This is a genomic window from Acidianus manzaensis, from assembly GCF_002116695.1.
Lineage (GTDB): Archaea > Thermoproteota > Thermoprotei_A > Sulfolobales > Sulfolobaceae > Acidianus > Acidianus manzaensis.
In genome coordinates, this window is sequence record NZ_CP020477.1 from 1,830,728 (window position 1) to 1,855,571 (window position 24,844).

The 24,844-nt window shown below is 29.9% G+C and carries 26 protein-coding genes; 15 read left to right on the forward strand and 11 right to left on the reverse strand.

Annotation, left to right across the window (positions count from 1 at the left end; genetic code table 11):
* Position 1: 1 nt before the first annotated feature.
* Positions 2-2,134 (reverse strand): glycogen debranching protein GlgX, encoded by a 2,133-nt coding sequence (gene glgX, locus B6F84_RS09260; RefSeq protein ID WP_148691970.1) that lies wholly within the window; start codon positions 2,132-2,134, stop codon positions 2-4.
* Between the two features lie 52 nt (positions 2,135-2,186).
* On the opposite strand from glgX, the gene treZ reads away from it, so the two are divergent.
* The gene (gene treZ, locus B6F84_RS09265; RefSeq protein ID WP_148691971.1) at positions 2,187-3,854 is read left to right on the forward strand and encodes a malto-oligosyltrehalose trehalohydrolase; all 1,668 of its coding nucleotides are present in this window, start codon (positions 2,187-2,189) and stop codon (positions 3,852-3,854) included.
* Positions 3,851-4,957 (forward strand): MFS transporter, encoded by a 1,107-nt coding sequence (locus B6F84_RS09270; protein WP_148691972.1) that lies wholly within the window; start codon positions 3,851-3,853, stop codon positions 4,955-4,957. The genes treZ and B6F84_RS09270 overlap by 4 nt, the downstream gene beginning before the upstream one ends.
* Before the next feature lie 4 nt (positions 4,958-4,961).
* On the opposite strand, the gene B6F84_RS09275 is transcribed toward B6F84_RS09270, so the two are convergent.
* The 3 genes from B6F84_RS09275 to B6F84_RS13895 form a co-directional block, all read right to left on the reverse strand.
* Positions 4,962-6,269 (reverse strand): APC family permease, encoded by a 1,308-nt coding sequence (locus B6F84_RS09275; RefSeq protein WP_148691973.1) that lies wholly within the window; start codon positions 6,267-6,269, stop codon positions 4,962-4,964.
* Between the two features lie 332 nt (positions 6,270-6,601).
* Positions 6,602-7,396 (reverse strand): M48 family metallopeptidase, encoded by a 795-nt coding sequence (locus tag B6F84_RS09280; RefSeq protein WP_148691974.1) that lies wholly within the window; start codon positions 7,394-7,396, stop codon positions 6,602-6,604.
* Positions 7,397-7,432: 36 nt separating this feature from the next.
* A complete protein-coding gene (locus B6F84_RS13895; protein ID WP_187152674.1) occupies positions 7,433-7,588 on the reverse strand; it encodes a hypothetical protein in 156 nt (51 codons plus the stop codon).
* Positions 7,589-7,909: 321 nt separating this feature from the next.
* Here B6F84_RS13895 and B6F84_RS09285 point away from each other — a divergent pair, with 321 nt between their 5' ends.
* Positions 7,910-8,866: an Ldh family oxidoreductase gene (locus tag B6F84_RS09285; protein WP_148691975.1), complete on the forward strand. Its 957-nt coding sequence runs from the start codon at positions 7,910-7,912 to the stop codon at positions 8,864-8,866.
* Here B6F84_RS09285 and B6F84_RS09290 read toward each other — a convergent pair.
* On the reverse strand, positions 8,863-9,270 hold the full coding sequence (locus tag B6F84_RS09290) for a MarR family winged helix-turn-helix transcriptional regulator (RefSeq protein WP_148691976.1): 408 nt from the start codon (positions 9,268-9,270) through the stop codon (positions 8,863-8,865). The genes B6F84_RS09285 and B6F84_RS09290 overlap by 4 nt on opposite strands.
* Entirely contained in the window at positions 9,203-10,873 is a 1,671-nt protein-coding gene (locus B6F84_RS09295) for an MFS transporter (protein WP_148691977.1), read from the reverse strand. Before B6F84_RS09295 ends, B6F84_RS09290 begins: the two co-directional genes overlap by 68 nt.
* A 250-nt stretch (positions 10,874-11,123) precedes the next feature.
* On the opposite strand from B6F84_RS09295, the gene B6F84_RS09300 reads away from it, so the two are divergent.
* Positions 11,124-11,924, forward strand: a complete 801-nt coding sequence (locus B6F84_RS09300) for an undecaprenyl-diphosphate phosphatase (protein ID WP_148691978.1) — start codon at positions 11,124-11,126, stop codon at positions 11,922-11,924.
* Between the two features lies 1 nt (position 11,925).
* The gene (locus tag B6F84_RS09305) at positions 11,926-12,831 is read left to right on the forward strand and encodes an energy-coupling factor transporter transmembrane component T family protein (RefSeq protein ID WP_148691979.1); all 906 of its coding nucleotides are present in this window, start codon (positions 11,926-11,928) and stop codon (positions 12,829-12,831) included.
* On the opposite strand, the gene B6F84_RS09310 is transcribed toward B6F84_RS09305, so the two are convergent.
* The gene (locus B6F84_RS09310; RefSeq protein ID WP_148691980.1) at positions 12,823-13,563 is read right to left on the reverse strand and encodes a hypothetical protein; all 741 of its coding nucleotides are present in this window, start codon (positions 13,561-13,563) and stop codon (positions 12,823-12,825) included. The genes B6F84_RS09305 and B6F84_RS09310 overlap by 9 nt on opposite strands.
* A 30-nt stretch (positions 13,564-13,593) precedes the next feature.
* On the reverse strand, positions 13,594-13,923 hold the full coding sequence (locus tag B6F84_RS09315) for a hypothetical protein (RefSeq protein WP_148691981.1): 330 nt from the start codon (positions 13,921-13,923) through the stop codon (positions 13,594-13,596).
* 404 nt (positions 13,924-14,327) lie between these two features.
* Here B6F84_RS09315 and B6F84_RS09320 point away from each other — a divergent pair, with 404 nt between their 5' ends.
* Positions 14,328-15,884 (forward strand): APC family permease, encoded by a 1,557-nt coding sequence (locus tag B6F84_RS09320; protein ID WP_148691982.1) that lies wholly within the window; start codon positions 14,328-14,330, stop codon positions 15,882-15,884.
* A gap of 5 nt (positions 15,885-15,889) precedes the next feature.
* On the opposite strand, the gene B6F84_RS09325 is transcribed toward B6F84_RS09320, so the two are convergent.
* The 3 genes from B6F84_RS09325 to B6F84_RS09335 are packed head-to-tail and all read right to left on the reverse strand — an operon-like array spanning position 15,890 to position 17,482.
* Positions 15,890-16,417, reverse strand: a complete 528-nt coding sequence (locus B6F84_RS09325; RefSeq protein WP_420807156.1) for an adenosylcobinamide amidohydrolase — start codon at positions 16,415-16,417, stop codon at positions 15,890-15,892.
* On the reverse strand, positions 16,414-17,109 hold the full coding sequence (locus B6F84_RS09330; RefSeq protein WP_148691984.1) for a DUF929 domain-containing protein: 696 nt from the start codon (positions 17,107-17,109) through the stop codon (positions 16,414-16,416). The genes B6F84_RS09325 and B6F84_RS09330 overlap by 4 nt, the downstream gene beginning before the upstream one ends.
* A gap of 58 nt (positions 17,110-17,167) precedes the next feature.
* Positions 17,168-17,482: a 4Fe-4S dicluster domain-containing protein gene (locus B6F84_RS09335; RefSeq protein WP_148691985.1), complete on the reverse strand. Its 315-nt coding sequence runs from the start codon at positions 17,480-17,482 to the stop codon at positions 17,168-17,170.
* A gap of 430 nt (positions 17,483-17,912) precedes the next feature.
* On the opposite strand from B6F84_RS09335, the gene B6F84_RS09340 reads away from it, so the two are divergent.
* From B6F84_RS09340 to B6F84_RS09380, 9 genes are all read left to right on the forward strand, one after another.
* Complete coding sequence (locus tag B6F84_RS09340; protein WP_148691986.1) at positions 17,913-18,164, forward strand: hypothetical protein; 252 nt, start codon at positions 17,913-17,915, stop codon at positions 18,162-18,164.
* A gap of 82 nt (positions 18,165-18,246) precedes the next feature.
* Complete coding sequence (locus tag B6F84_RS09345; RefSeq protein ID WP_148691987.1) at positions 18,247-19,431, forward strand: glycosyltransferase family 2 protein; 1,185 nt, start codon at positions 18,247-18,249, stop codon at positions 19,429-19,431.
* Complete coding sequence (cas4, locus tag B6F84_RS09350) at positions 19,421-20,035, forward strand: CRISPR-associated protein Cas4 (protein WP_148691988.1); 615 nt, start codon at positions 19,421-19,423, stop codon at positions 20,033-20,035. Before B6F84_RS09345 ends, cas4 begins: the two co-directional genes overlap by 11 nt.
* A 35-nt stretch (positions 20,036-20,070) precedes the next feature.
* Positions 20,071-21,279 (forward strand): bifunctional hydroxymethylpyrimidine kinase/phosphomethylpyrimidine kinase, encoded by a 1,209-nt coding sequence (gene thiD / locus B6F84_RS09355; RefSeq protein WP_148691989.1) that lies wholly within the window; start codon positions 20,071-20,073, stop codon positions 21,277-21,279.
* Positions 21,276-22,151 (forward strand): ribokinase, encoded by an 876-nt coding sequence (gene rbsK / locus B6F84_RS09360; protein WP_148691990.1) that lies wholly within the window; start codon positions 21,276-21,278, stop codon positions 22,149-22,151. Before thiD ends, rbsK begins: the two co-directional genes overlap by 4 nt.
* 99 nt (positions 22,152-22,250) lie before the next feature.
* On the forward strand, positions 22,251-22,946 hold the full coding sequence (locus tag B6F84_RS09365) for an MBL fold metallo-hydrolase (protein ID WP_148691991.1): 696 nt from the start codon (positions 22,251-22,253) through the stop codon (positions 22,944-22,946).
* A complete protein-coding gene (locus B6F84_RS09370; RefSeq protein ID WP_148691992.1) occupies positions 22,939-23,652 on the forward strand; it encodes a class II glutamine amidotransferase in 714 nt (237 codons plus the stop codon). The genes B6F84_RS09365 and B6F84_RS09370 overlap by 8 nt, the downstream gene beginning before the upstream one ends.
* Before the next feature lie 56 nt (positions 23,653-23,708).
* On the forward strand, positions 23,709-23,975 hold the full coding sequence (locus B6F84_RS09375; protein WP_148691993.1) for a hypothetical protein: 267 nt from the start codon (positions 23,709-23,711) through the stop codon (positions 23,973-23,975).
* A gap of 20 nt (positions 23,976-23,995) precedes the next feature.
* Positions 23,996-24,820, forward strand: coding sequence for a zinc ribbon domain-containing protein (locus B6F84_RS09380; RefSeq protein WP_148691994.1), 825 nt, complete (start codon positions 23,996-23,998; stop codon positions 24,818-24,820).
* Positions 24,821-24,844: the final 24 nt, after the last annotated feature.

Genomic DNA, 24,844 nt, shown 5'->3' on the forward strand with positions numbered 1-24,844 from the left:
TTTATATCCTCTTATAAATTAATGCTGATCTACCTTCTATTTCCAATTCTTGTTCTGCTTTTACTATATTTTCTCCATCTTTTGGATTTCTATCGTAACTCCATGTAACTAATTGCCATTTTTCTCCTATTTTTGGAACTTTAAACTTTGCTGGATTAGGATTACCATTTAATATTATTAGAAATGTATCATCTGCTACTCTTTCTCCTCTGTCGTTAATTTCGTCCATAGCGTCTCCTGCTAGGACAAAAGCTATTGTTTGTGTAGGAGAATTCCATATTTGCTCGTTTATTTCTGTTCCATCCAGATTTAACCATGTTAAGTCTTTATATGGCGATCCAAGTAATTTTCTTCCTTGGAAGAATTTTCTTCTTCTGAATATTGCGTGTGCTTTCCTTAAATAAATCATTGATCGTACAAAATTTCTAAATGCTTTTTTAGTTTCATCTAAATCCCAATTATACCAAGAAATTTCATTATCTTGACAGAAAGCATTATTATTGCCTTTTTGAGTTCTACTTATTTCATCTCCTCCCAAAAGCATAGGAACTCCTTGACTTATGAATAATGTTATCATGAAGTTTCTCTTTTGTCTTTCTCTACAGTTTATAACATTAGGATCATTTGTTTCTCCTTCATATCCACAATTCCAGCTATAATTTTCATCTGTCCCATCTCTGTTATCCATTTTATTTGCCTCATTATGTTTCTGATTATAGCTTACTAGATCTTGTAACGTGAATCCGTCATGAGATGTAATGTAATTTATACTAGCAAACGGAGTTCTACCAGATCCTAAATATAGGTCTGGAGATCCCATTAATCTGTTAGCTAATTCAGAATAAACTATTGGTTCTCCTTTCCAAAATCTCCTTATTGTATCCCTATATTTTCCATTCCATTCAGCCCATTGATAAGGGAAATTTCCCACTTGATATCCTCCTTCTCCTACGTCCCATGGTTCTGCAATTAGTTTAACTCTAGAAAGTATAGGATCTTGTTGAATAGCTACAAAGAATGTTGAAAGCATATTTACGTTATATAATTCTCTAGCTAGTGCAGAAGCTAAATCAAATCTAAATCCATCTACATGCATTTCTTGGACCCAATATCTTAGGCTATCCATTACCATTTGAAGGACTCTTGGATGTCTAAGATTCAAAGTATTCCCAGTACCAGTAAAATCCATGTAAAATCTAGGATTTTCAGGGTTTAACATGTAATATGAAGTATTATCTATTCCCTTAAAACTCAAAGTAGGACCTAATTGATTCCCTTCTCCAGTATGATTATAAACTACGTCTATTATTACTTCAATTCCTGCAGAATGAAGTTCCTTAACCATTTTTTTAAATTCAATAACTTGTTGTCCTAAGCAAGAAGTAGCATATCCACAATCTGGTGCAAAATAAGCTATAGGATTGTACCCCCAATAGTTGGTTAATCCTTGATCAGTTAACCATTTGTCTCTAACGAACTGTTGTATAGGCATAAGTTCTACTGAAGTTATCCCTAAATCTTTAAAATACGATATCATGCTTTTTGAAGCTAATCCTAAGAATTTTCCTCTATATTGTTCTTCTACATCATTTCTCTTTATGGTTAATCCTTTAACGTGAGTCTCGTAAATTATAGTTTGTGACCATGGGATTCTTAAACCTAATGGTTTATCTCCTTCCCAGTCAAACTCGTCTGATATAACTATTGATTTAGGTATGAATTGTGTAGAATCTCTTTCATCAAAGGATAAATCTTGATTAGGGTCTCCAATCTTGTAACTGAATAAGGAATCATCCCATTTTATGAATCCAGATAAAGCTTTTGCGTAAGGATCAATCAAAGTTTTGTTTTTGTTAAATCGTAATCCTTGTTCTGGCTTATAAGGTCCATCTACTTTGTACGCATAGAGTTGTCCAGGTATTATGCCTGGAACTAATACATGCCATAAATCACCTGTTTTTTCTTTGAGTTTAATGACCTCTTTAGGTTCCTTATCGTCTGCATGAGAAAATAGGAGAAGTTCTACAGAAGTCGCGTTTTCTGAAAATAAAACAAAGTTGACTCCATCTTTAGTAATTTTTGCACCTAATGGGTATGGTTCACCAGGTCTAGTAGGTCTCTCTACAAAAGCCATACATTTTATAGAATACTAAGAAAATTAAACCTTGTTCTTCATAACTTTTGTTATGAGAATAGGAGCTAACTTTAACGGAAAAAGTACGGTTTTCAGCGTATGGGCCCCATATGTAGATTCACTAAATTTAGTTCTATATCAAGATAATAAACGAGACGAAATAGAAATACATAATAAAGACGAATTAGGATATTTTACTTTGGAGATCGATGCTAAAGCTGGAGATTTATATTCATATAAAATTAATGGAAAAGAGTATCCAGATCCTGCTTCTAGGTATCAGCCAGAAGGAGTTCACGGAAGGTCTATGATAGTTTCACAAGAATTCAATTGGGAGGATAAGGATTGGTATGGCATTTCTGATAATCCAGTTATTTATGAACTTCACGTTGGAACTTTTGGTGGGGATTTTAATGGAGTAAAAAACAAATTAGATTACCTAAAAGATCTTGGTATAAATGCAATAGAATTAATGCCAGTATCTCAATTCGCTGGAAGCAGAAATTGGGGATATGATGGAGTCATGTTATATGCTGTTCAAAATAGTTATGGTGGACCGTATAAACTTAAAGAACTTATTAATGAAGCTCACAAAAAAGGTATTGGAGTTATAATTGATGTAGTATATAATCACGTAGGCCCAGAAGGAAATTATCTTGGAGTTTTTGGTCCTTATTTTTCTTCAAGATATAAAACGCCATGGGGTCCTATATTTAATTTTGATGAAGCATGGAGTGATGAAGTAAGATATTATGTAGTTCAAAATGCAGTGTACTGGATTAGAGAATATCATGCTGATGGTTTAAGATTAGACGCAGTGCATAGCATATTTGATAATTCTCCAAAGCATATTTTAGAAGAAATTAACGATGCAGTAAAAAGAGAAAATAAAAACGCATTAGTTATAGCAGAGAGTGATCTGAACGATCCTAAGATAATTTTACCTAAAGAAAATTGTGGTTATGGTATAGATGCTCAATGGTTAGACGATTTTCATCACGCATTACATACTCTTTTAACTAGAGAACACGATTCATACTATGAAGACTTTGGAGACATTAATCAGCTTGTAAAAGCTATAAATAATGCATTTGTATATGATGGGATTTATTCTAGATTTAGAAAAAAGCACCATGGAAAGAAATTACCAGATGGCATTCCTAAACATAAATTTGTAATTTATGCTCAAAATCATGATCAAGTTGGAAATAGAAAGGATGGAAAAAGATTAATATCTCTAGTTGGAGAAAAAGCGTTAATAGCGCCATTTCTTTATTTGGTTTTACCTTATATTCCAATGATTTTTATGGGAGAAGAGTATGGAGAAGAGAATCCTTTCTTATTTTTTACTGATTTTTCTGATCCAGTGATAATTAATGGATTAAGAGAAGGGAGAAAAAGGGAATTAAAAGAATACTATTATGATCCTCAAGATATTTCTACATTTGAAAGATCTAAGTTAAGCTGGAAGATAAATAACAAATTTCTTAATATGTACAAGGAATTAATTAAATTAAGGAAAGAAATAGTCAAAAATGATGGATTTGTAGCTGAAGCAATACAAAATTGTGTTATCGTAAGAGGAAATAATGTGATTGTTTTAGCATCTTTTGGTGAATGTTTTATTCCATATGATGGTATTGCTAAGTTAAAATATGGTGGTGTTCCGGATAGGATACCAGGAGAGGCTAATATAGGTGCAGGAATTTATTATTCATGAAGAAGGAAGAAGAAAAAATGAAGTCATTAGTAATAGTAATTGCATCTTTGCTTACAGTATTGGAATGGACGTCTTTTTTCTCTGCAGGTATTTTATCAGCTATTTACTTTTCAAAATTAATAGGTATTTTATCAGCATTCTTAATTTTTTTCTCAGGTTTTATAGGTAGACCTTTAGGGGCTATGGTTTTTGGTTTAGTTGGAGATAAATTTGGAAGAAAGGTCTCTCTTTTACTTACGAGTCTTTTTTTAATTTTAGGTAATTTAGGCTTATTCTCTAATTTAACTATTTTTATTTTAATAGGAGTCATTTTAATGGGATTTAGTTTAGGTGGGGAATGGAGCAGTGCATCAGTGATTGTAGCAGAAACTTCTGCTTTTAAAGCATTTTGGGTAAGCTTTATACAGATTGGAGTACCTGCCGGCTTGCTTTTATCTTCTATTTTAGCTTTAAATAGATACGCATTTCTATTTTTTTCTATATTATTAGTATTTTTATTTATTCTCTCTTTTAAAATTAATGAAAGTCCTTTATTTATGCGTAAATCTAATAATCGTTTTTCAATAGATTTTAAAAAGGTTATTATTGGAATAACTGTAAAATTAGGTGAAAGTTCTACATTTTATTTCTTTGCTTCATTTTCCTTAGCATATTTATTACTTCAAGGTTTTAGATCAACTATGATTTTTCTATTCAGTACTGCGATAGAGGAGATTTTTCTTATTCTTATATTTGGTCATTTATCTGATATTAAAGGAAGAAAAACCGTGTCATATTTTGGATTTCTTTTAATGATTATTAGTATCATATTCTTTGTTATTTTTTCTGTGCATAAAAATTATCTTGGCGTATTGTTTTCTTTTCTTATTTTTGGTATAGGAGATTCAGCTACGTATTCTGCTCAAGGTACAATACTATCTGAATTATTTATGACTGAAAATAGAACTTTATCAGCTGGAATATCTTATCAATTATCTGCAGTATTAGCCGGCGGGATGACACCAGTATTATTATCTATAAATCATAGTACTTTATGGTTAATAATTGTTCCATGCTTTTACATTATGTTATCCATGTTAGGATTAAGCTTTATTAAAAAATAACTATTTACTGCTCTTTTTCTGCTTTAGAATCTTCTTTTATAATATTTAATGCTTCTGCATATAAAAATCCAAAAATTATCCAACCAAAGAATATATCCTGAATATAAACTTGTATTCCTGGTAATGAATAAATTAATACAAAGACGGATATTATAAGGGCAATTATTGCTGTAGATAACTCAATAACGTGTTTTTTAGATCTTTTATGAGCTATACGAATTAGCGAGAAATTAGCGGAAGAATGTATAAATAAATTACTTAAACCAGCAACAGCTCCTAAACTCAAGAAAGTATTGTATAGTCCTATAAAGTATGCCATTAATGTTAACACTGAAATGAAAACAATTGCTATAAATAATTCAGATGCAAGTGGTTTTCCTTTATACTCCTTATTAAATATCGACGGGAAAACTGAATCCTCAGTCATAGCTTTAAAAGTCCTGGAATTTGCTAAAATGTATGCCATTCCACCTAATGTTCCATCATTTAAAGCGATAAAAGAAATGCCTAGTAATGAAATTATACCAAATCTAGATAAAAGGTATTCTACTAAATTACCGGTGAAATTCATGCTACCTAGAGAGTAAAAAAAGAATGTACTTAGTAGGCCACCTACTAATAGTACTGTTATTGCAGCTTTACCTATAGCTAGCTTATCTTCAGCATCCTTAGCTAAAGGAGCAATAGATCCATAGCCCGTAGGTATACCTAAACCAAATATTACAGCAGCTAAGAATGAAGAATTAATATCTAATTTAAAAGGATTATAAAATCTAAATCCAGAATCATGAAGAAATATAAAAGATAGGGATATTATTGCTATCATTTCTATTATTGACATTACTGTAGCATATTTTGCTGATACTTTTACTCCCATTATTACTAATGACGAGGCAAATGTTGCTACTATAAACGCAAGAATTGGTTGATTAAATCCTGTTATCGAATATAATACATATGCTCCACCAGATAATAATGTTCCACCATAAGCTAATGCATATAATATATAACTCCAACCAGTTTCTAACCCTAAGTTATTACTTAATCCATAAAGTGCATAAATGTAATAGCCTCCACTTCTGTTGAACCTCTTTGATAGGAAATATACAGTTAGCCCATTGAATAATACTACTAAAGTAGCAACCAACATTGCAAAAGCTCCTAATTGTCCCACGTATGCTATCATAACAGTCCCAAAAGTTAATAGGGAAATGAAAGGAGCCTGTCCTCCAAATGATAAGAAGAATAATTCAGGATAACTAAGTTTTTTTCTACTTAATTTGTTCTCAATACTTTCCTTTTTTGATATCATCTATATTATTTTGTATATTATCTCTAAAAATTTTATCGTAGGTTCTTAATACTCTATCACTAACAGTATATCTAACTAAAAATAAATCAAAACAATTCACAAATCAATTATATAATTTTTACTGAATTCTAGCAGCTTTAAAAATTAAACTAGATAAGTCATAATTAACTTTCCTCAAAGACGTAATTTTGTGTATCCTTTTACTGCAAATTGCAAATAATGAGAGTATGAAACTAGTTTGGGTTTGTGTAACTTGAAATTTTACGAAAGTTGACTTCTAAATATAAAAGGGATAAGTAGTAAATTTCTATAATTATTTTGTGAATAAATAGTTACTCATATTTACTTAGATATCGTAATCTTTCACTTACACTAGGATGGGTAGCAAAAAATCCTGTTCCAGTATCTTGGTTCATTATATCATATTTCATAAATAAGATCTGTAACTCTGGAAAATTCTTTAAAATTGGGTAAGGCACTTTATCACTTAAATATGCAATTTTTATTAACGCAGTCTGTAATGGTACTGAAAAATTACCATGTTTTACTGCAGTTAAATCAGCTCTTTTTTCTACAAATCTATGTATTGCGAAAAATAACGGAAAAAAACCAAAGAAATAAAGTAAAACAATAAGAGCAGTAAAGGAAGGAAAAGTCTGGATGAGAAAAGAATAAACTGAGGTTATCCCAATTAGGGATAAAATTAAAGTTTCAGGATCATGGTTCTTTAAATGAGATAGTTCATGAGCAATTACTGCTCTCACTTCGTCATCATTAAGAAAAGATAGAAGAGGCTCAGTAATTGCCATGCCTCTAAAAATAATATTACCAAAAGCTAAAGCATTAGGAAAATTAACATAAGAAATATATGTACGAGGAGTTTTCAAATTAAATTGTCTTGCGACTTGATCTACAAGATCGTAAATTTCTTTATTACTTCTTTTCATTTTAAGTAATAAGATCATTAATAAAGGAGAAATAAAATACCAAGAAGCAAATATAATGATTATCTGAATTATATAGAAGAATGGTATATTGATCTGAATAATACTTGATATAACTATATCTAAAATAGCTATGACTATGAATGAAATCAGATAGTATCTTAACCAATATCTAGTTACCATAAAAAGAATACTTATTATAAAGTTCTTATTTCTATTCTAATATTCTTGAGCTTCATATATTGACGAGAGAAATCCAGGCCTAGTGCACGCAACTAATTTACATACTTCTTTACCGTTTTCTGTTTTGCATTCAAAAATACCATAACTTGAAGGACAGAAACTCGTTTTTAGTACTGTATAATATAATTGCATAATATATTCAAATTACCTAAGTTAATAAAGATTTCCTTAATAATTTTTCTTCTAATATAATGTTATTTTAACTTCTTTTAAAAGTAAGTAAATCTGTAAAAACTTTTCTACCTTATTAAGAAAAACCTAAAAAGCATTAAATAATTTAAATTGATATTAGAAAATTAAAATTCTATCTTTAACTTTCTATAGAGAGTATATACTTAACTTCCATGAATATAATCAGTCATGTAAATTTGTATAACTTAAGTGACTTAAACGTTAATGCGTTTCTCTTAAATGCATATTATTTACTTTTAAGGTATTTTTATCTATTATACTATCGTGAACATTAAGGTAGACGATTTAAAAAATCTCCTTTTAGAATTATTGGAGAAAAGAGATATTGAAGGGAAAGAAATTATTGTAGACCATTTTATTGAGGCAGAATTAAGAGGGCATTCTTCGCATGGAGTTCAAAGAATTATTCCTTTAATAAAGGGAATAGAATTAAATACAATCAGAAGAAGAGTAAGTTACAGAATTGTTAAAGAATCACAATTTTCGATTTTAATTGATGCAAATCATAGCATAGGTATAGTACTATGGAATAATTTAATTTCACAGGATCTTCCATCTTCATATGTTATAGCAGTTAGAAATGCTTCTCATATAGGATTTCTAGGATATTATACAAGAAGATTAGCTAATGCTGGTTTTATTTCTATAATGTTTGGAAATGCAGAACCAGCTGTAGTAATGCCTGGAAAGAATACTAAAATTCTTTCTACTACGCCATTAAGTATTGGAATACCTTCTAATCCTCCAGTAGTTTTAGACATGGCATTATCATCTACAGCAAGAGGTAAAATAATAGAAGCACAAAGAAAAGGAGTTAGCATACCTTATGGTGTAGCAGTAGATTCTAAGGGAGAAATTACTACAGATCCTAACGAAGCATTGAAAGGAGGTATATTACCAATGGGTGGAGAAAAAGGATTTTATTTGATGATAACTCTTGAACTTCTTACAGCCTATATTACAGGAAGTGCTATAGGACCACAGGTAAAAGGTGTGTTAAATACTGAAAATCCATCTAATAAAGGAGAAGTTATGATTATAATTAATTCTAATCTTTTTGAAAAAAACAATAATGCTATACTATATATGAGAAACCTTATTGGTTCATTGCCTGGAGATAGGGGAGAAAAATTATCTAAAAGAAATGAAATAGAGATAGATAATTCTCTTTATAACATGTTACTAGAGTTAAATAAAAAAGTTCCATATTTTACTTAATTTTCTTGTTTTTCTGTTGCTCTATCTAATACTATTTGAAAGAATTTTACTATATCTCCATGTGATTCGTTTAGTATTTCATTGATTAATTCCCTATAATTATGTCTTACTCTATTTAAAGCATCTATACCTTTATCAGTAGCAATTACTTTCACAACTCTTCTATCTTTTTCATCTCTGGTTCTAGTTATCATTCCTATAGAATCTAATTTATCTAAAACTTCTACCATTGTAGATTTATTAACACCGATAAGTTTTGCAAGTTCGCTTACATTTTTCTCTCCAGATCTTAAAAAATAAAGAGTAGATACTTCAGTATAAGATAATCCTAGTTTTTTAGCTTCCTTTTGTAACAGATCTTTCAGCTTTCTGTTCCCCTTCAGTATAATTTCCCAATTTTCCAACTCTTTCACTCTCTCTAAATGCTGAAATAACAGCTGATAATAATAGTAATGCTGTAGAAATATATAGCATTAATCTAAATCCACTCATGAAAGATGGCGCAATAGCAGAAACGAAGAAATGAGGTGTATCTATCTTACTAGCTAAAGACGAAGGTAAAGAAGCTACTAGCGGAGATAACGGATCATATCCTAATAATGCAGAAAATATTACCACTGCTGCAGGCAATGGAGGGGGAGTAATACCATATGGAGATAAAGCAGAAGTTAGTGAAGAATCCAGTGTAGTGCTCATCCCTGCTATTATAATACTAAAATATAATACAACACTAGCAGCAGATGCAGTATTTTGTAATGCTGCTCTCATGCCAGATGCGGCTCCTCTTTTCTCTATAGGCACTGTTGCCATCATATCTGCCGTATTCGGTGCAGTAAATAATCCCATTCCAGCACCTTGAATAAACGTAATCAAGAAAAATTCCCAAGCCTGGAAGTCATAAGGTAAAAATGACAAGAGCAAGAATCCTATTCCAGCAATAGCTAAGCCTAAGCTCGTTAGCATTTTAGAACCGTATCTGTCAGATAATATACCACTTATAGGTCCAAATACTGCAAATCCTAAAACGTTAGGTATTAGATATATTCCTCCCCAAAATGGTGTTTCAGCATAAGGAACTCCATGTAATGGTAACCAAATACCTTGCAATAATACTAAAAGCATTAATAGTATTCCTTGTCTAGCTAGGGAAGCTATAAAGTTGGCAAAATTTGAAGTAGAGAAATCTTTAATCTTGAATAAAGATAAATCAAACATTGGATCTTTTACTTTTTTCTCAATAAATATGAATGCTGATAATAAAATTGCTGAAATTATAATTCCGCTTATCACCCAAGGATTACTCCAGCCTAATACTTGTCCATTATATGGCAATAATCCATAAGTTGCAGAAATTAGTAGTATTGTAATTCCTAATGCAAATGCTATATTCCCTAAGATATCAATTGATCTTTTTATAGGCTTTTGAATATCTTTCAAAGTAAGATAAGACCATATTGTTCCTACAAAACCTACTACTGCGCTAAAAATGAAGATATATCTCCAATCTAATACTGATAATACTCCTCCTATAATTAGACCTGCTACTCCACCTACTAATCCAGCTACTTGATTTAAACCTAGTGCCTTTCCTAATTCTCTTCTATCAAAATAATCTGTTAGAACAGCGGTACTATTTACCATTAGCAAGCCACCACCTACTCCTTGAATTAATCTAAAAATTATCATTTCCATCACTCCTTGATTTCCAGTAGATGTTATTATTGAAAGCAAAGTAGAAGCAATAGCGAATATAAGGAATCCTATAGTGTATAGTTTAGCCCTCCCTTTTAGATCTGAAATTCTTCCAAAAGTCACTACTAAGGAAGCTGTAACTACCATATAACCTAAGATTAACCATATAAGATATGCTAGTGAATTAGGCGCTGTAGGATTAAAATCAAGACCTCTAAATATTGCTGGTAATGCAATAATTATCATATTGTAGTTTGCAAATGCCATGAATATAGCTATGCTCGTATTAGTTAACGCAAGAATTTTCCTATCCATATTTGTTCGGAGTCATATTATTAACGATCAAATTAAAAAAGATTTTTATCAAAAGTAGCTAAATAGTTTTTACGTATCAATAAAGATAATTATAATTATGGTTTAAGAAAAGAGTTTATGATAGTTTATTTCATTATAAAAAGATTTTCTTATAATTTAATAATAAAACTTAAGTAATTACTAATAGAATATATAGTGATATATAGTATACTTAGAGGAATTTTAAATAATAAAATGTACATTGTAATTTATGGATTTATTATTTTCAATCTTAATTGGAATAATTCAAGGAATAACTGAATGGTTACCTATTAGTAGTAAAACTCAAGTTTTACTATCTTCAGAATTTTTATTAGGTATTAGCGTAGCAGTAGCATATTCTTTTGGCTTATTTATGGAATTAGGCTCTATAGGTTCAGCGCTAATTTATTTTAGACATGACGTTAAGAGGGTATTTAAGGAGAGGAAATTATTAATTTTCCTTGTAGTTGCAACTTTTTTTACTGGTTTAGTAGGAGTTCCTTTATTCCTTATCTCAGATAAATTATTACAGAATGCATATAATCCGGGCATTCCAATGCTAGTTCTTGGATTAATTTTAATTGGAGATGGTATTTACATTAAATTTTCTAGACAAATGAAAAATAGAGAATTTAAAGAAATGTCATTAAGGGATATGATAATTATAGGGATAGCTCAAGGTATAGCTGCATTACCCGGAGTTAGTAGATCAGGGATGACTGTGTCAACTATGCTTTTGCTTGGATATAAACCTGAAGACGCATTTAGATACTCCTATCTAGCTTACATTCCTGCAGCTTTAGGTGCAGTCGGAACTACCTTATTATTTACAAAACATTCTATATCTATAGTAGTTTCACAGATAGGCTTTCTAGGGATATTTACTGCGCTTATATTTGCCTTAATTACTGGAGTATTAGTAATATCATTTTTGTTAAAGATAGCAAAGAAAAACACTGTCTATTTTATAGATTTTACACTAGGTTTAATAGCAATAATAATAAGTAGTCTAATAATATTGGGAATATAAGATGTTACAATATATTTTATTATTTGCCGTATATAGTCTTACCATTTGGCTTATAATAACTCTAGGTTATGAAGGATTAGCAAATTTAGTTGAGTTTAAAAAGCAAAAGATAAAGATAAATCCTATTTCAAAAATATTGTTTGAAATAGCTGTATTTATATTCTTAGATCATTTAGCATTTCTATTCTATCGCCCTTATTTTACTTCGTCTTATTACTCAATTATTTCGTATTTTTCCTTGGCGATTTTTGTTTCTCTATTAGTTAGTTCTTTTTACATATTAAGAGATAAGATAAAATATTTGAGTATTTATTTTATAGCCTATTTTCTGATAAGTTTTTGGACATATTCCAATAGTTCATTTTCATCAAGAGGAAATATAATTTATACTTGGCCAAATCTATTTACGCAATTATTTAGATATTCTCCTATAATAACTATGAATTCTTTTTATCAAGGATTCATAGAAGCAATAACTAGTCCAGTACTTTATATTACTCTCCTTGGTTTTATATTTATTTCAACTGTAAATACTTCAGAGTTAATAAGAGCTTTTTCAGAAGTAAGAATTCCGCTTTCAATTACATTAATATTTGCAGTTTTTATTAAAGTTATTCCACAGAGTTTAAAGCAAATGGATCTATCATATAAAATGCAATTAGTTAGAGGATTAGGATACAATAAATTTCCTATTTTAAAACCTTTTTATTATATTTATGCTTTTATTATTGTTATTTTACCTGCTTTTGTCTATTTAGTTAAAGGATCCAGAAATATAGCTATAGCATTAGATACTAGAGGATTTAGAGCTTATAATAAAAGAACATCAATAGTAAAAATAGGATTTAGTAAGACAGACTTTCTTCTTATTCTTCTTTCTTTCTTTATAATATTTTTGTCATATTAATAATGTTCCATTTAGTAACTGATATTTTCCATATCCCTTTATTATCTTGTTAACTATATTCTCTATTTCCTTTTCGTTAAATGTTACCTCTTTTGCGCCTCCAGAATCTTGATAGCATATATAATTTAAAGTCTTATAGCATAGGATTTTCTCATCATTTTCGTAATATAATCTAGTAAGACTATTGTGATATTTTTCTATAAAACCATTATCAGTCTCTATCCTAGTAATTTGCGAATGATATTTCTTTAATATATCTTTAGGAGAATCTTTAATGTCAATTACTACGCCTTGAAACAATGGAATACTCTTTATCCAAGGTGGTATTTGAGATACTGGAATATAATTAGGAGCTATAGCTTTTTGTAAAACAGTAGACAAAATATGTATCCCATTAGGAGTTAACTCTGTTATATCAACACTATCTGGAAAACTATATACTACTCCTTCTCTACTTAATTTAATTTCAGCATTACTAGTTTTAGAATGAATTACACTCTTAACTGCTTCATAAGCGAAATCCTTTACATCAGCAAGATTTATATTAGAAGAAGGGAGTAGTAATTCTCTTCCAATAATTACATAATTTGGAGTAGATATCTGAAGCTTAGTTATTATATTACTATTATGATATATATCTATTTTTGTTTCACTATTAGGTATTTTTTCCTCAATAACCAAATACTCTTCTCCATACTTTAAAAGAGAATTAAGAATCTTTAGTTGGAGCATATAGTATTAAAAACAAATATCATAAAAACGTTATTCCTTAACTAGCTCATATAAGGGTAATATAAAAGGTTCCTTATTATTACTACTTGTCCATACTGAATATTCTTTAAATTCTCCAATTTTGTTTGGCATCAAAGTGTTCTTTATATGCCTAGTATTTATACTAAGTTGAGGTCCTCTTTCACTACTAAAGACTATTTTAGATTTAATTACTTTTCCCTTATATTTTCTAATTTTTTTGTTAGATAAGTCAGCATTTATTACTATAAACTCATTTTTATGAACAAAGATATTTAAGTTCTCCTTTTCTTGAGGAGGAAAAAGGTTGATCAATAATCTTGCGATTTTTTCTTCTTCCATGTAATTGTTAATTCGCTATAAGAAAATGAGACTATAATGAAAGTTATGTTATTATCGAGAAAATGTAGTAAACGGTATTAGATAAATGTAAATATTAAATATCTTTATTTTTATATGAATTAAAAAGCATTACTAGAAATTAAAGATGACATTAATTTAAATAACTAATTTTAGTAGAAGATTATTTACGCTTTTGTTATCATTACTAAGGAGTTTCTTTTTAATATCTTAACGTTAAAAGAGAATTCTTACAGTGTGCATAATTAAATTATCAATAAGCATGTTAACTTAGTTAGAATTTTACTTAAATATCTTGATTTTTGATAACCTTCCAATATGGCAGAACTTTTTAGAAAAGCTTAAATATAATTTAGGGTGTATCTAATTTTCGGGTAAACCTAAAAATGAGTTCGAACATTCCTAGACTTAGAAAAGGAGTAGTTGGGACTATAGAAGCAGTTGCACAAGAAATAGCAGCAATGGCTCCAGCGTGTGATACTGTAGCATTTATAACATCTGCTGCAGCATTTGCTTTTGTACTAACACCATTAGCTTTCCTTTTGGCAATGGTGACAATGTTCATTGAAGTGAATACATTATATCATTTATCAAAAAGGCATGCAAGTGCAGGAGGATATTATGGATATGTAGCTACAGCATTTGGCCCATTCCCAGCAATAATTACAGGCTTAATGTATCCAGTATACCAAGTTGCTAGTACAGCAGCTATTCCAGTATACGTAGCTGGAATTGTATTGCCTGGAGTATTGAAATATTTCTGGGGAATTATATTGCCTGGTTGGATATGGATAGCATTTATATTAATATTCATTTTAGTTCCAATATTTCTAGCAATAATAGGAATAAGACCACAGATGAAATACATTAGATACGCAGCTTTAACTGAAGTAGCATTTCTAGCTATTACATCACTAATTATTATCTTAAAAGCACCAGATAATAGTATTAATGTATTTAACCCATTCGCATGGAATTCTGTATATGGTCAGAATTTTGGGCCTTTAGGAGGACCAATAGCAGGCTTAGGGTTAGGAATGATATTTGGATTAACAAGTTTCATTGGATATGGAGGATCAGCTCCATTAGGAGAAGAAGTAAAAAGCAGTAAGGCAATAACCAAAGCATTAATGTTAGGCGTAACTATTGTAGGAGTAGTATTGACTGAAGTAAGTTATGCATTAACAGTAGGCTGGGGAACTAATAATATGGTATCTTTTGCAAGCTGTGAAATACCTGGAATAATAGTTTATGCTAACTTTTTAGGAATTGTAGGAGGATTGCTTTTAGCGTTATTTGCATTTAATTCAGCATTTTCTGATAGTGTAGCTATGCAATCTAATGCTGGTAGAGTATACTTTGCTATGGGCAGAGACGGAATACTGCCAAAATTCTTTGCTTATGTCCATGAGAAATGGGTAACTCCTAGTAAATCCTTATTGTTCATAGGAACAGCTTCTAGTATAATGGCTATAGGAGCAGGATTCATAATAGGATACTTCTCTGGAGTAAGCCCTATTCAAATGTTAACGTTACCAGCTACGTCTAGTCAAATATATAATGCATTAAGTAATGCCTTTGATTACTTAACAACTATAGCGTTAGTAGGGTTTATTGTAGCTCACTTTATCAATAATACCGCTGTAATGACATTATTCTATAAATTGAAAGAGAAACACACAGGAATTAATAAGATAATTCATCCATTCATGCATTACTTCTTACCAGCAGTAGCTACAATTATATTTGCATTTGTATTATACGAGTCAATAATACCACCAGTATTTCCAGTAACTCAAGCTGTAGCAACAGGAGGAGCAGTATTAATTTTCTCAATATTTTATGCATACTGGATAAAAATAAAGAAACCTACTGCATATAAAAATGCTGGAATGTCAGTGAATATTGTAAAAGAAGAACAAGAACAAACTCAAAAGGTATAAAATTTTTATGTTAAAAGGTCTATTAATGTATTTTTTACATTTTTAGCTATATTTTTCCCTAATTCTGTTCCTGGACCTATAAAATACTCGTTTCCTACTAATCCACCAACTGCTACTGCATCACTTACAGTCCCAGTTAATTTATAAGATAAATCTCTTAAAGCCCCACTTTTAGCCTCAGTTACTGTTCTTATCAAATCGACTAGACCATTAATAGTTAAACCATGATTTACAAATACTCCTATATTTATTGTGCATCCCGCATCTTCTCCTGAAATTCCAATTCCAGCGCTCATTATTAGCTTCCCCCAATCGAATATTTTTATAGCATATTTTTCAGCAGCTGTTAGAAAAATTACTGTATTTTTACAATTATTACAGAATTCTACTGCATCTTTCCAAGGATTATTACTACAATAACTCTTATCAACGAATATTATTGCTACACTACTAACTCTTTGAATACCTTCAGGATATAATGCGGAAGTCAAAGTTAGATACTCATGATCCAGATCATAAATTATTCTTCTCATATATATTCTTCTAAATCATTTTCTCCTTGGATAATAAAAGGTAAGGAACTAGAGTGAGATAATAAATAAGATACATTATACCCTTTTAAATCACTAGGATTATACAGATATCCTATTAGCATATAGGTTCCTTTTGAACTAGAAATTATTAGCGTAGTTGGAATATGAGGTGGATTTCCCATATTCGCAGCAGATTGGAAAAAGCCTCCAGAAGCCCAATCATTGACAACATATTGTTTAACAATATTATAGTAACTTGGAAATTCAGTTTTTATAACATTTAAACCATATTTAACATAGTTATTCACTTCTGATCCATTGTAAGTAGCGTTTAAGAATCTATTATAGAGGTATACAAATCTGAAATGTATAGTGGAATTAGACGTAAATGATTCAAAAATTACTGCTGGCGTATTAGGATATATGTCATTAGGATCAGAATATCCGATTTTAAATGTTATATTTCCGTAATGAGAAAGAAAATTATATAAAACCCAACTATCTGCAGCACCAAATGGACATCCATACCAGCTTATTAAAATAATGCATACAGCATTAGAAGAAAGATCTTGATTACTTACCTTAAATAATGTATCTAGAGGTACTTCAAAAGGTTGGAGTATATAAGGTAAGGTAAATATTAATACAAAAACAATTACTCCTACTATAATTGCTATCTTCTTTACTTGCATATATGGAGCTTATAAGGAAAAATATTAATTGTTTTCCATGATATTGAAACAAAAAGGATTATGGTGGTTTTACGTCTATTGCTGCTACTGGACATACGTTAACGCAGGCCATACAGAATATACAAGCTTGCTCATTAATTGGATCAGCCTTCTTCTCAGAAGCAGGATGACCAGGCGTATCATACCATTGAAACACATTAACAGGACACGCTGTTATACAAGAACCATCAGCAATACACAAATCAAAATCTACACCAACAATAGTACCATGAATTCCAAGAACTTTTGGCGCTTCTACTGGACCATACACTTTATGCCCCTCATGCTCTCCCGCTTGAGGCCTACTCGTCCTGTAATTCGGATCTATACCCATTAAATCACCAATAATTAAGAATGTCAAAATACTTAAAGAATATAATCCCGAAAATTTTCGGTATATCTCTGTTAAAGAGAAATGAAATAATTTGTTAATAGTAATTATATTTTTTAGCACATATAAATTAATATAACTTTATTTCTTTTTATATGAATGTTTTTATAGATACATGTTTGATATATGTTTTGTGGGTATATTTTGCAAATGTTCTTATATTACTGTCAAAGAATCTCATATGGGATATAGAAACCGAATATATCATTTAAAGAGTAGAGCATTATTAAATAGATATTACTTTGTGATAAGCAGGAGATACTTAATGAAGTGGAGTAAAAAGAGATTTAGATAATACTTTGGTAGTTTTTAATTTACAACTTTCCATAGTATAGGAGAATAGCTAATATTAGTTCTGAAGAAAGTATTAATTATGTTTGAAGATTTATTAGGTGATTATGAACCTAAAGGAAGAACAATACAAGGAGTAGGAAAGTTCATAGCAATGGGTTTAGATGATCCGTTTCATATCACTACTGTAACAGGATTTGCAGTATATGGAATAGGAAAGGCGATGGAAAAGAGGAGCAATTATGGGATAAGAAGGGCCATGATGGATATAGCTAATATAAAGAGGGAAATGAAAGAATTAACTCTTGATTTAAGTAGCATGAAGTTAATTTAACATTTTTTGTTTTGAAAATAACGTAGTTATATACGTCTTCTGTTTTCACAAAAAATATATTTTAATACTACTTATTTAATGCGTGATTTATTGGATATTAATAGGACTTAGTTTGCTAGTATCTAGCTGGAGTATATATAATTCTTCTCTCGCATTAGTAGGTGTAGCCTGGAATCCTAGAGAATATAAAGAGTCCTCTGGTAAAACATTTTCAATAGTAATACCTGCTAAAAATGAAGAAAAAGTGCTTGGGCGACTTTTAGATAGATTAGAGAATCAAGAATACGATAAATCTAAGTATGAAATTTTTGTTGTAGAAGATGGATCTACTGACAATACATTAGAAATTTGTAAAAATTATAAAGAAATGTATGAAAATATGAATTGTATTCACTTAGAAAAATCTAATGTACCTAATGGAAAAAGTAGGGCATTAAATTATGTGTTAAGACTATCTAAAGGAGAAATTATAGGAATATTTGATGCTGATACAGTACCTAGACTAGACACTTTATCTTATGTTTCCGCAAAATTTAGTGATCCTTCAATAGCTGGTGTTCAAGGAAGATTAGTCCCAATAAATGTAAGGGAAAGTGTAATTGCTAGATTTGCATCTTTAGAAGAATTATTTTACGAGTATTCTATAGCTGGAAGAGCTAGATTAGGCTTTTTTGTTCCATTAGAGGGAACTTGTAGTTTTATTAGAAAATCAGTTTTAGACGAAGTTGGAGGATGGAATGAATATTCTCTAACTGAAGACTTAGATTTAAGCCTAAAAATTTCTTCAATGGGATATAAAATAGTTTACTCTCCTACTATAATAGCATGGAGAGAAGTTCCAATTAGTTTAAGAAGTCTTATTAAGCAGAGATTAAGATGGTATAGAGGTCATTTAGAGGTTTCAATAAAAGTAGGAAAAGTAAATATCAATTGGAAATATATTGATGCTATGCTTATAATTTTTACTCCTATATTTATGGTTCTTAATCTTGTAAATTATTCACTAGTTCTAGTATATCAATCTCAAATCTACTTTGTACTAGTTTCGTTAGTTTCATTAGCTAGTCTACTTTCTCTTTTGCTTGGAATATTAATTTCAAGAAAGCATATGATAGAAGAGTTTTATCCTATTCTTTCCTTAATTTATATGAATTTTATTGTAATACTTAACTTAACTGCAATATTTATGGAATTATTTAGAACACAGAGAACATGGTTTAAAACTGAAAGATCAGGAAATATATCTGTGAAATTTAATGATCGTTGAATACTTAACAAAATTAAAATTGCAGGATTATTTATCTCACCAGAAAGAAAATGATACTTTTTATGTTACGGATTTACTTAGATGTCCTTTAAAAATATCTTTTGAAGAAAAATATAAAGAATTAGCTATTTCTGAAGTTTATACTCCAGCAACCATACTAGGTGATTTAGTTCATAAAGGCTTAGAATCTTTAGATAAGATAGGAGATTACAAAGTAAACGCTGAAGTTGAAGGTAAGAAGGATATTCAATTATTAGAAGAAAATAGAAAAATTACTATCAAGGGAAGAGCTGATATAATTTTGGAAAATGAAAAAGAAAAAATAATAGTAGAAATAAAAAGTGCTAGAGCAGATAAAGGTCTTCCACATAAGCATCACTTAATGCAATTACAAATATATTTATGGTTATTTAGTATTAACAAAGGAATTCTTTTATATATTACTCCAGATAGAATTACAGAATTTGAAGTTAATAACCCACTTGACGACGCTTCTATTATAAAACTAGTTCAAGAGAATCTTAATCTATCTCCTTCACCTAGATTTCCATGGGAATGTGAGTATTGTACTTTTTCGATATTATGCCCAAATAAGAAAAGATAGTTATAGAAATAAGTGAATGTTTTTAATTTATTCATATGAGAACAAGACCAGTAGCAATGACAATAGCTGGAAGTGATTCAGGTGGTGGAGCAGGTCTACAAGCAGATCTAAAAACTTTTACTACACTTGGTGTTCTAGGAACTACTATTGTAACTAGTTTAACAGCGCAAAATACTTTTGAAGTAACTAAAGTATTGGAAGTACCTCCAGATTTTATTGAGGCCCAATTTGATACTGTTATGAAAGATCTATCTCCTAAGTATGCAAAAACTGGAATGTTAGCTTCAAAAAAAGTAATACAGATAGTAAAGAAAAAAGTTGAAGAATACAAAATTAATCTAATTCTTGATCCAGTTATGATAGCCAAATCAGGTGCATCATTGGTAACTGAAGATATAATTCCAGATTTATTAGATTTATCGAAAAGATCGATATTAATAACTCCAAATAGATTTGAAGCAGAAAAATTATCATCCTATAAAATAAATGATTTTGATGACTTGAGAAAAGTGGCTAAACATTTGTATAATACGTTATCCACTAATATTGTAGTTAAAGGTGGAGAAGCCTTTAATGGAAAAGATATTGCAATAGTAGATGGAGAGGAAATTGAATTAAGTGGAGAGGAAATTCAAACTAAAAATACTCATGGTAGTGGAGACGTATTTTCTGCATCTATAACTGCATATCTAGCTAAAGGAGATAATCTAAAAGACGCAATAATGAAGGCAAAGAGTTTTACAAATTTTGCAATAAAATATTCTTTGGATCTAGGAAAGGGCTATGGTCCAGTTGATCCTTTTGCTAATGCAGAAAGACAAATTGATCAAGAAATTGCAAGAGAAGAATTAGAACAATTATTATATTACATAGAAAAAGAAAATAATAAAATAAAATATCTAATAGACGAGAACGATAAGGGCAATATAGGATACTTAACACCTTATGGTGACTTTGCTACTTTAGCAGGAGGTATAATAAGGTATCTAGATTGGCTAAAATTAGATGGTCCAATACTAATTAATTGGAAAAACAATACTATTCTAGAAGCTCTTAAGAGGAGTAATAAAAAAATTGGTTTCTTAGTATCTCCTACAGAAGTACTTAGAGCGTCAGAGGAATCTAGGATTAGATTATCAGAAAGTGGTATAGATTCAGATGCTATGATAATTCAAGGTAAAGTTGTTATTTTTGCCGATAATGTTGAAGAAATGAAGAAAAAGCTAGAGGTAATATTAAAATGATAACAGTAGTTGGAAGTTATAATAGAGATATTATAATAAAAGTTGACGAATTTCCAAATTCAGGTGAAACAATCTTCGCTAAAGAAATATTACATTCTCACGGAGGAAAAGGATCTAATCAAGCTGTTTCAGCATCAAGATTAGGTTCAAATGTTAGATTAATAGCAGCAGTAGGTGATGATGACCTAGGAAGAGAAGCAATAAAATTCTGGAAGGAGGAAAAGATAGATATTTCAAAGATTAAAACTAAAAAGAATTCTAAAACTGGAACCGCATACATTTTGGTAAATAAAAGAGGAGATACAATGATTATTGTAAATAGAGGTGCAAATTTTGAACTTTCTGAAGAAGATATAGACGATGCTGATGGAATACTATTAACTCAAATGGAAATAAGGGAAAAAGTAGTTAAAAAAGCGTTACAAAGTTTTAACGGTCTAAAAATATTAAATCCAGCTCCAGCAATAATTAAAGATATTTCAATTTTAAACTTAGTAGATATTTTAACGCCTAATGAAATAGAATTCAAAGAACTGACAAATGCTGATGATATAGAATATGGCTTGGAAATACTTTTAAAAAAGGTAAAGATGGCTGTTATTATTACTCTAGGAGAAAGAGGTGCTCTAATAGCTACTAAGCAGAAAAGGATTTTAATTCCAGCTCCTAAAGTCAAACCAGTTGATACTACTGGTGCAGGAGACGTGTTTAATGCAGCATTAGCTCATTATTTAGAGAAAAATGAAGATTTAGAGACAAGTGTTCAATTTGCAAATAAAATCGCATCATATTCTGTAACTACTTTTGGGGCTATCGGTCCAAGATTAGAAGAAGTTAAAAAAATTCTGGAGGAAAGCGAAAATGAAAAATAATGGAATTACTAAGAAAAAATCTAAAAATAAAAAAGAAGAAAACGAAATAAATGGATATTGTGGATTACCAGAAGATATAAGAGAAAGAGATGATATGTAATGGAAATAACTTTCTTAGGGACTGGATCTGGTTCAACTTTTGGCTCTAAAAGAAATAAATCATCAATAATGATTTCTACAGATCAAACAAAAATAATATTAGATATGGGAAATGGAAGTAATTCTAAGATTGAAGATTTAGGATTTCCAGATATCGATGCAGTATTTTTTACTCATCTTCATATAGATCATTTTAATGGAATATTTGATTATCTAGTTCAAAGAAAAATAAGAAAAATAAAAGATATAAAGATCTTTTCTCCTAAAGGATTTAAAAAAATTTTTGATAACTATAGAGAATTGGGAAATGATATAACAGCGGAAATAATAGAGAGTGATTTACCAAAAGCCAAAATTGGTAATTTGGAAGTTTATTCTGTAGAAGCATGCCATAAAATTTATGCTGTGAGTTATATTATAAAAGATGAAAAACACAAGATAATTTATTCTGGTGATACAAGAGAACCTTGTGAAGGTATAATAAAAGAAAGTAAAGATGCTGATTTAATTATTCATGAAGGAACTTGTATTGAAGGATGTGAAATATATGGACATACTACAGTCAAACAATTGCATGAATTTTTTGCTAATAAAAATCTTGTAATTACTCATATTCCTGCACAGATAGAAGATAAGATTGCTTCTGCTTCAAAAAACTTCATAATAGCATATGATGGGTTGAAAATTAATGTGTAGAATAGTTGCTTTTAGTACACAAGAAGAATTAAATTTGAATGTAATAAACGCATTAATAAATTCTGCAAAGAAGGATCCTTTTTCTATCTATTTAGCTCATCCAGACGGTTGGGGATTTATAATTTATGTAAAAAAGGGAAGATTCTGGAAAGACTTCTATTATAGATCACCAGAACCAATATATGAAGATACACAAGGAATAGAAATATTGAAGTCTATAAAGGGAGAAGAGATTAAAGGAATAATTCATGTGAGAAAAGGGAATAAAAAATTCTTAATGGGAGTTAGTCATAATCATCCTTATTATAAAAGGATTAATCAGTATGAAGTATATTTTGCTCATAATGGATCAATAAATCGTAAAGCGTTTTCGTTAACTAATCCTATGCTTCCTTACACTGACAGCTATTTATTCTTAGAAGAATTATCTAAAATTGTAGATAGTTCCATAGAAGATGCTTACAAGAAATTGTTCAATAAAGTAAAAGAATATTCTACAAGTTTGAACTCTGCACTGTTATACTATTCTGAAGGAGAAGGGCCAAAATTACTGGTGGGTCATTATTATGTTAAAAATAATAGAGAAACTAATGAAGAGTACTACAAGATGTACGCATGGAATAATTATGTATTTTCTTCTACAGTGAAATATTATTTAGGTAAGCATGATAATGAACTTGTATATGATAGTATAATTAATTTATAATGAAAGTATAAACTTTAGTAAACAAGACATATATTATCAAAAATTAATATAAATATATGGCACTAGAACTTGAAAATGTAAATAGAAAATTTTTAGATAAGTTAGGATTTAAGATAGGAACAAAACCAATAGAAGGATATGAAATAACATATAGGTACATTCCAATTAATTCGGTAAAAGAAGTAGTTCTTTTTAAGATAGAGAATGGAAAAGAAATTGAGATAGCAAGTTTTTCAAATAATGACAATGCTTTAGACGTAGCTAAATTACTGGATGGATATCCCGAAAGAGTAGTAGAAGAAGTACTTCAAACTCTTAAGTAAGTTTTTTTATATTATATTTTATGCCACAAGAATTAGTTGAAGCTAAAATTTTAGATTATGGTAAATTGAGCCAAATATATAGTGATATTCTTTATCAAGAAAAATATAGACAAGCGTTGAGAAAATTAGGTAGTGATGCACCTCCTTCTAATCTTCTGAAAAATGTAGGGCCTTTTAGTAATATGCGATTGGGTCCTTTAGATATTGTAGACTGTGGTGATATCGTAAAAATTCCAAAAATTAATGTTTTGGTTAAAGTAGACGAAAAGAAGGGAAAACCATTATATGCTATAGTAGATTTTAGTAATGGAATAAAAGTATACTTAGGATTTGAAATAGAACAACCAATAGTAGGTATAGATATAGGAATAAGGCATTTATTTACAATAGTCGCGATAATAGATTCAGGTAAGCTATACAAAGTAAAATTCATAGGAGATAAAAAAATGGTAGATGTTTTTAGTAAATTTTTAGGAGACTCCCAAGGACTTATTTATATAAATAAAATTAAGGAAAGATCAAAGAAACCAGTAACAGAAGCAGTAGAATTCCTAGAAGAAATAAAACCAAGAATAATAGCTATAGAAGATTTACGTCTATACGACGAGAAAGTAGGAAAAGGATTAAGAGCAATCCAAGAAATTTTAGAACAAGAATTATTTAAAAGAGGAATGAAAGTTAGAAGATTAGACCCTAGAAATACTTCTAAGATATGCTCTAGATGTGGATACAAAAAAGGAGAGGTACTAGGTTCAATTTTCGTATGTCCTTCATGTGGATACAAGGCTGATAGAGACTTTAACGCTGCATATAATATAGCACTAAAATGTTATTATACATGCTAAGGTATCTAAATAAAAAGAAGTGAT

Bases quoted from the DNA above. Each gene is read 5' to 3' on its own strand.
- B6F84_RS09325 (WP_420807156.1), bottom strand. From the start codon at position 16,417: ATGAGAAGAATAATTTATGATCTGGATCATGAGTATCTAACTTTGACT.
- B6F84_RS09295 (WP_148691977.1), bottom strand. From the start codon at position 10,873: ATGGATAGGAAAATTCTTGCGTTAACTAATACGAGCATAGCTATATTC.
- rbsK (WP_148691990.1), top strand. From the start codon at position 21,276: ATGATAACAGTAGTTGGAAGTTATAATAGAGATATTATAATAAAAGTT.
- B6F84_RS09320 (WP_148691982.1), top strand. From the start codon at position 14,328: ATGAGTTCGAACATTCCTAGACTTAGAAAAGGAGTAGTTGGGACTATA.
- B6F84_RS13895 (WP_187152674.1), bottom strand. From the start codon at position 7,588: ATGCAATTATATTATACAGTACTAAAAACGAGTTTCTGTCCTTCAAGT.
- B6F84_RS09380 (WP_148691994.1), top strand. From the start codon at position 23,996: ATGCCACAAGAATTAGTTGAAGCTAAAATTTTAGATTATGGTAAATTG.
- treZ (WP_148691971.1), top strand. From the start codon at position 2,187: ATGAGAATAGGAGCTAACTTTAACGGAAAAAGTACGGTTTTCAGCGTA.
- cas4 (WP_148691988.1), top strand. From the start codon at position 19,421: ATGATCGTTGAATACTTAACAAAATTAAAATTGCAGGATTATTTATCT.
- B6F84_RS09340 (WP_148691986.1), top strand. From the start codon at position 17,913: ATGTTTGAAGATTTATTAGGTGATTATGAACCTAAAGGAAGAACAATA.
- thiD (WP_148691989.1), top strand. From the start codon at position 20,071: ATGAGAACAAGACCAGTAGCAATGACAATAGCTGGAAGTGATTCAGGT.
- B6F84_RS09280 (WP_148691974.1), bottom strand. From the start codon at position 7,396: ATGGTAACTAGATATTGGTTAAGATACTATCTGATTTCATTCATAGTC.
- B6F84_RS09375 (WP_148691993.1), top strand. From the start codon at position 23,709: ATGGCACTAGAACTTGAAAATGTAAATAGAAAATTTTTAGATAAGTTA.
- B6F84_RS09310 (WP_148691980.1), bottom strand. From the start codon at position 13,563: ATGCTCCAACTAAAGATTCTTAATTCTCTTTTAAAGTATGGAGAAGAG.
- B6F84_RS09335 (WP_148691985.1), bottom strand. From the start codon at position 17,482: ATGGGTATAGATCCGAATTACAGGACGAGTAGGCCTCAAGCGGGAGAG.
- B6F84_RS09305 (WP_148691979.1), top strand. From the start codon at position 11,926: ATGTTACAATATATTTTATTATTTGCCGTATATAGTCTTACCATTTGG.
- B6F84_RS09300 (WP_148691978.1), top strand. From the start codon at position 11,124: ATGGATTTATTATTTTCAATCTTAATTGGAATAATTCAAGGAATAACT.
- B6F84_RS09365 (WP_148691991.1), top strand. From the start codon at position 22,251: ATGGAAATAACTTTCTTAGGGACTGGATCTGGTTCAACTTTTGGCTCT.
- B6F84_RS09330 (WP_148691984.1), bottom strand. From the start codon at position 17,109: ATGCAAGTAAAGAAGATAGCAATTATAGTAGGAGTAATTGTTTTTGTA.
- glgX (WP_148691970.1), bottom strand. From the start codon at position 2,134: ATGGCTTTTGTAGAGAGACCTACTAGACCTGGTGAACCATACCCATTA.
- B6F84_RS09370 (WP_148691992.1), top strand. From the start codon at position 22,939: ATGTGTAGAATAGTTGCTTTTAGTACACAAGAAGAATTAAATTTGAAT.
- B6F84_RS09270 (WP_148691972.1), top strand. From the start codon at position 3,851: ATGAAGAAGGAAGAAGAAAAAATGAAGTCATTAGTAATAGTAATTGCA.
- B6F84_RS09275 (WP_148691973.1), bottom strand. From the start codon at position 6,269: ATGATATCAAAAAAGGAAAGTATTGAGAACAAATTAAGTAGAAAAAAA.
- B6F84_RS09315 (WP_148691981.1), bottom strand. From the start codon at position 13,923: ATGGAAGAAGAAAAAATCGCAAGATTATTGATCAACCTTTTTCCTCCT.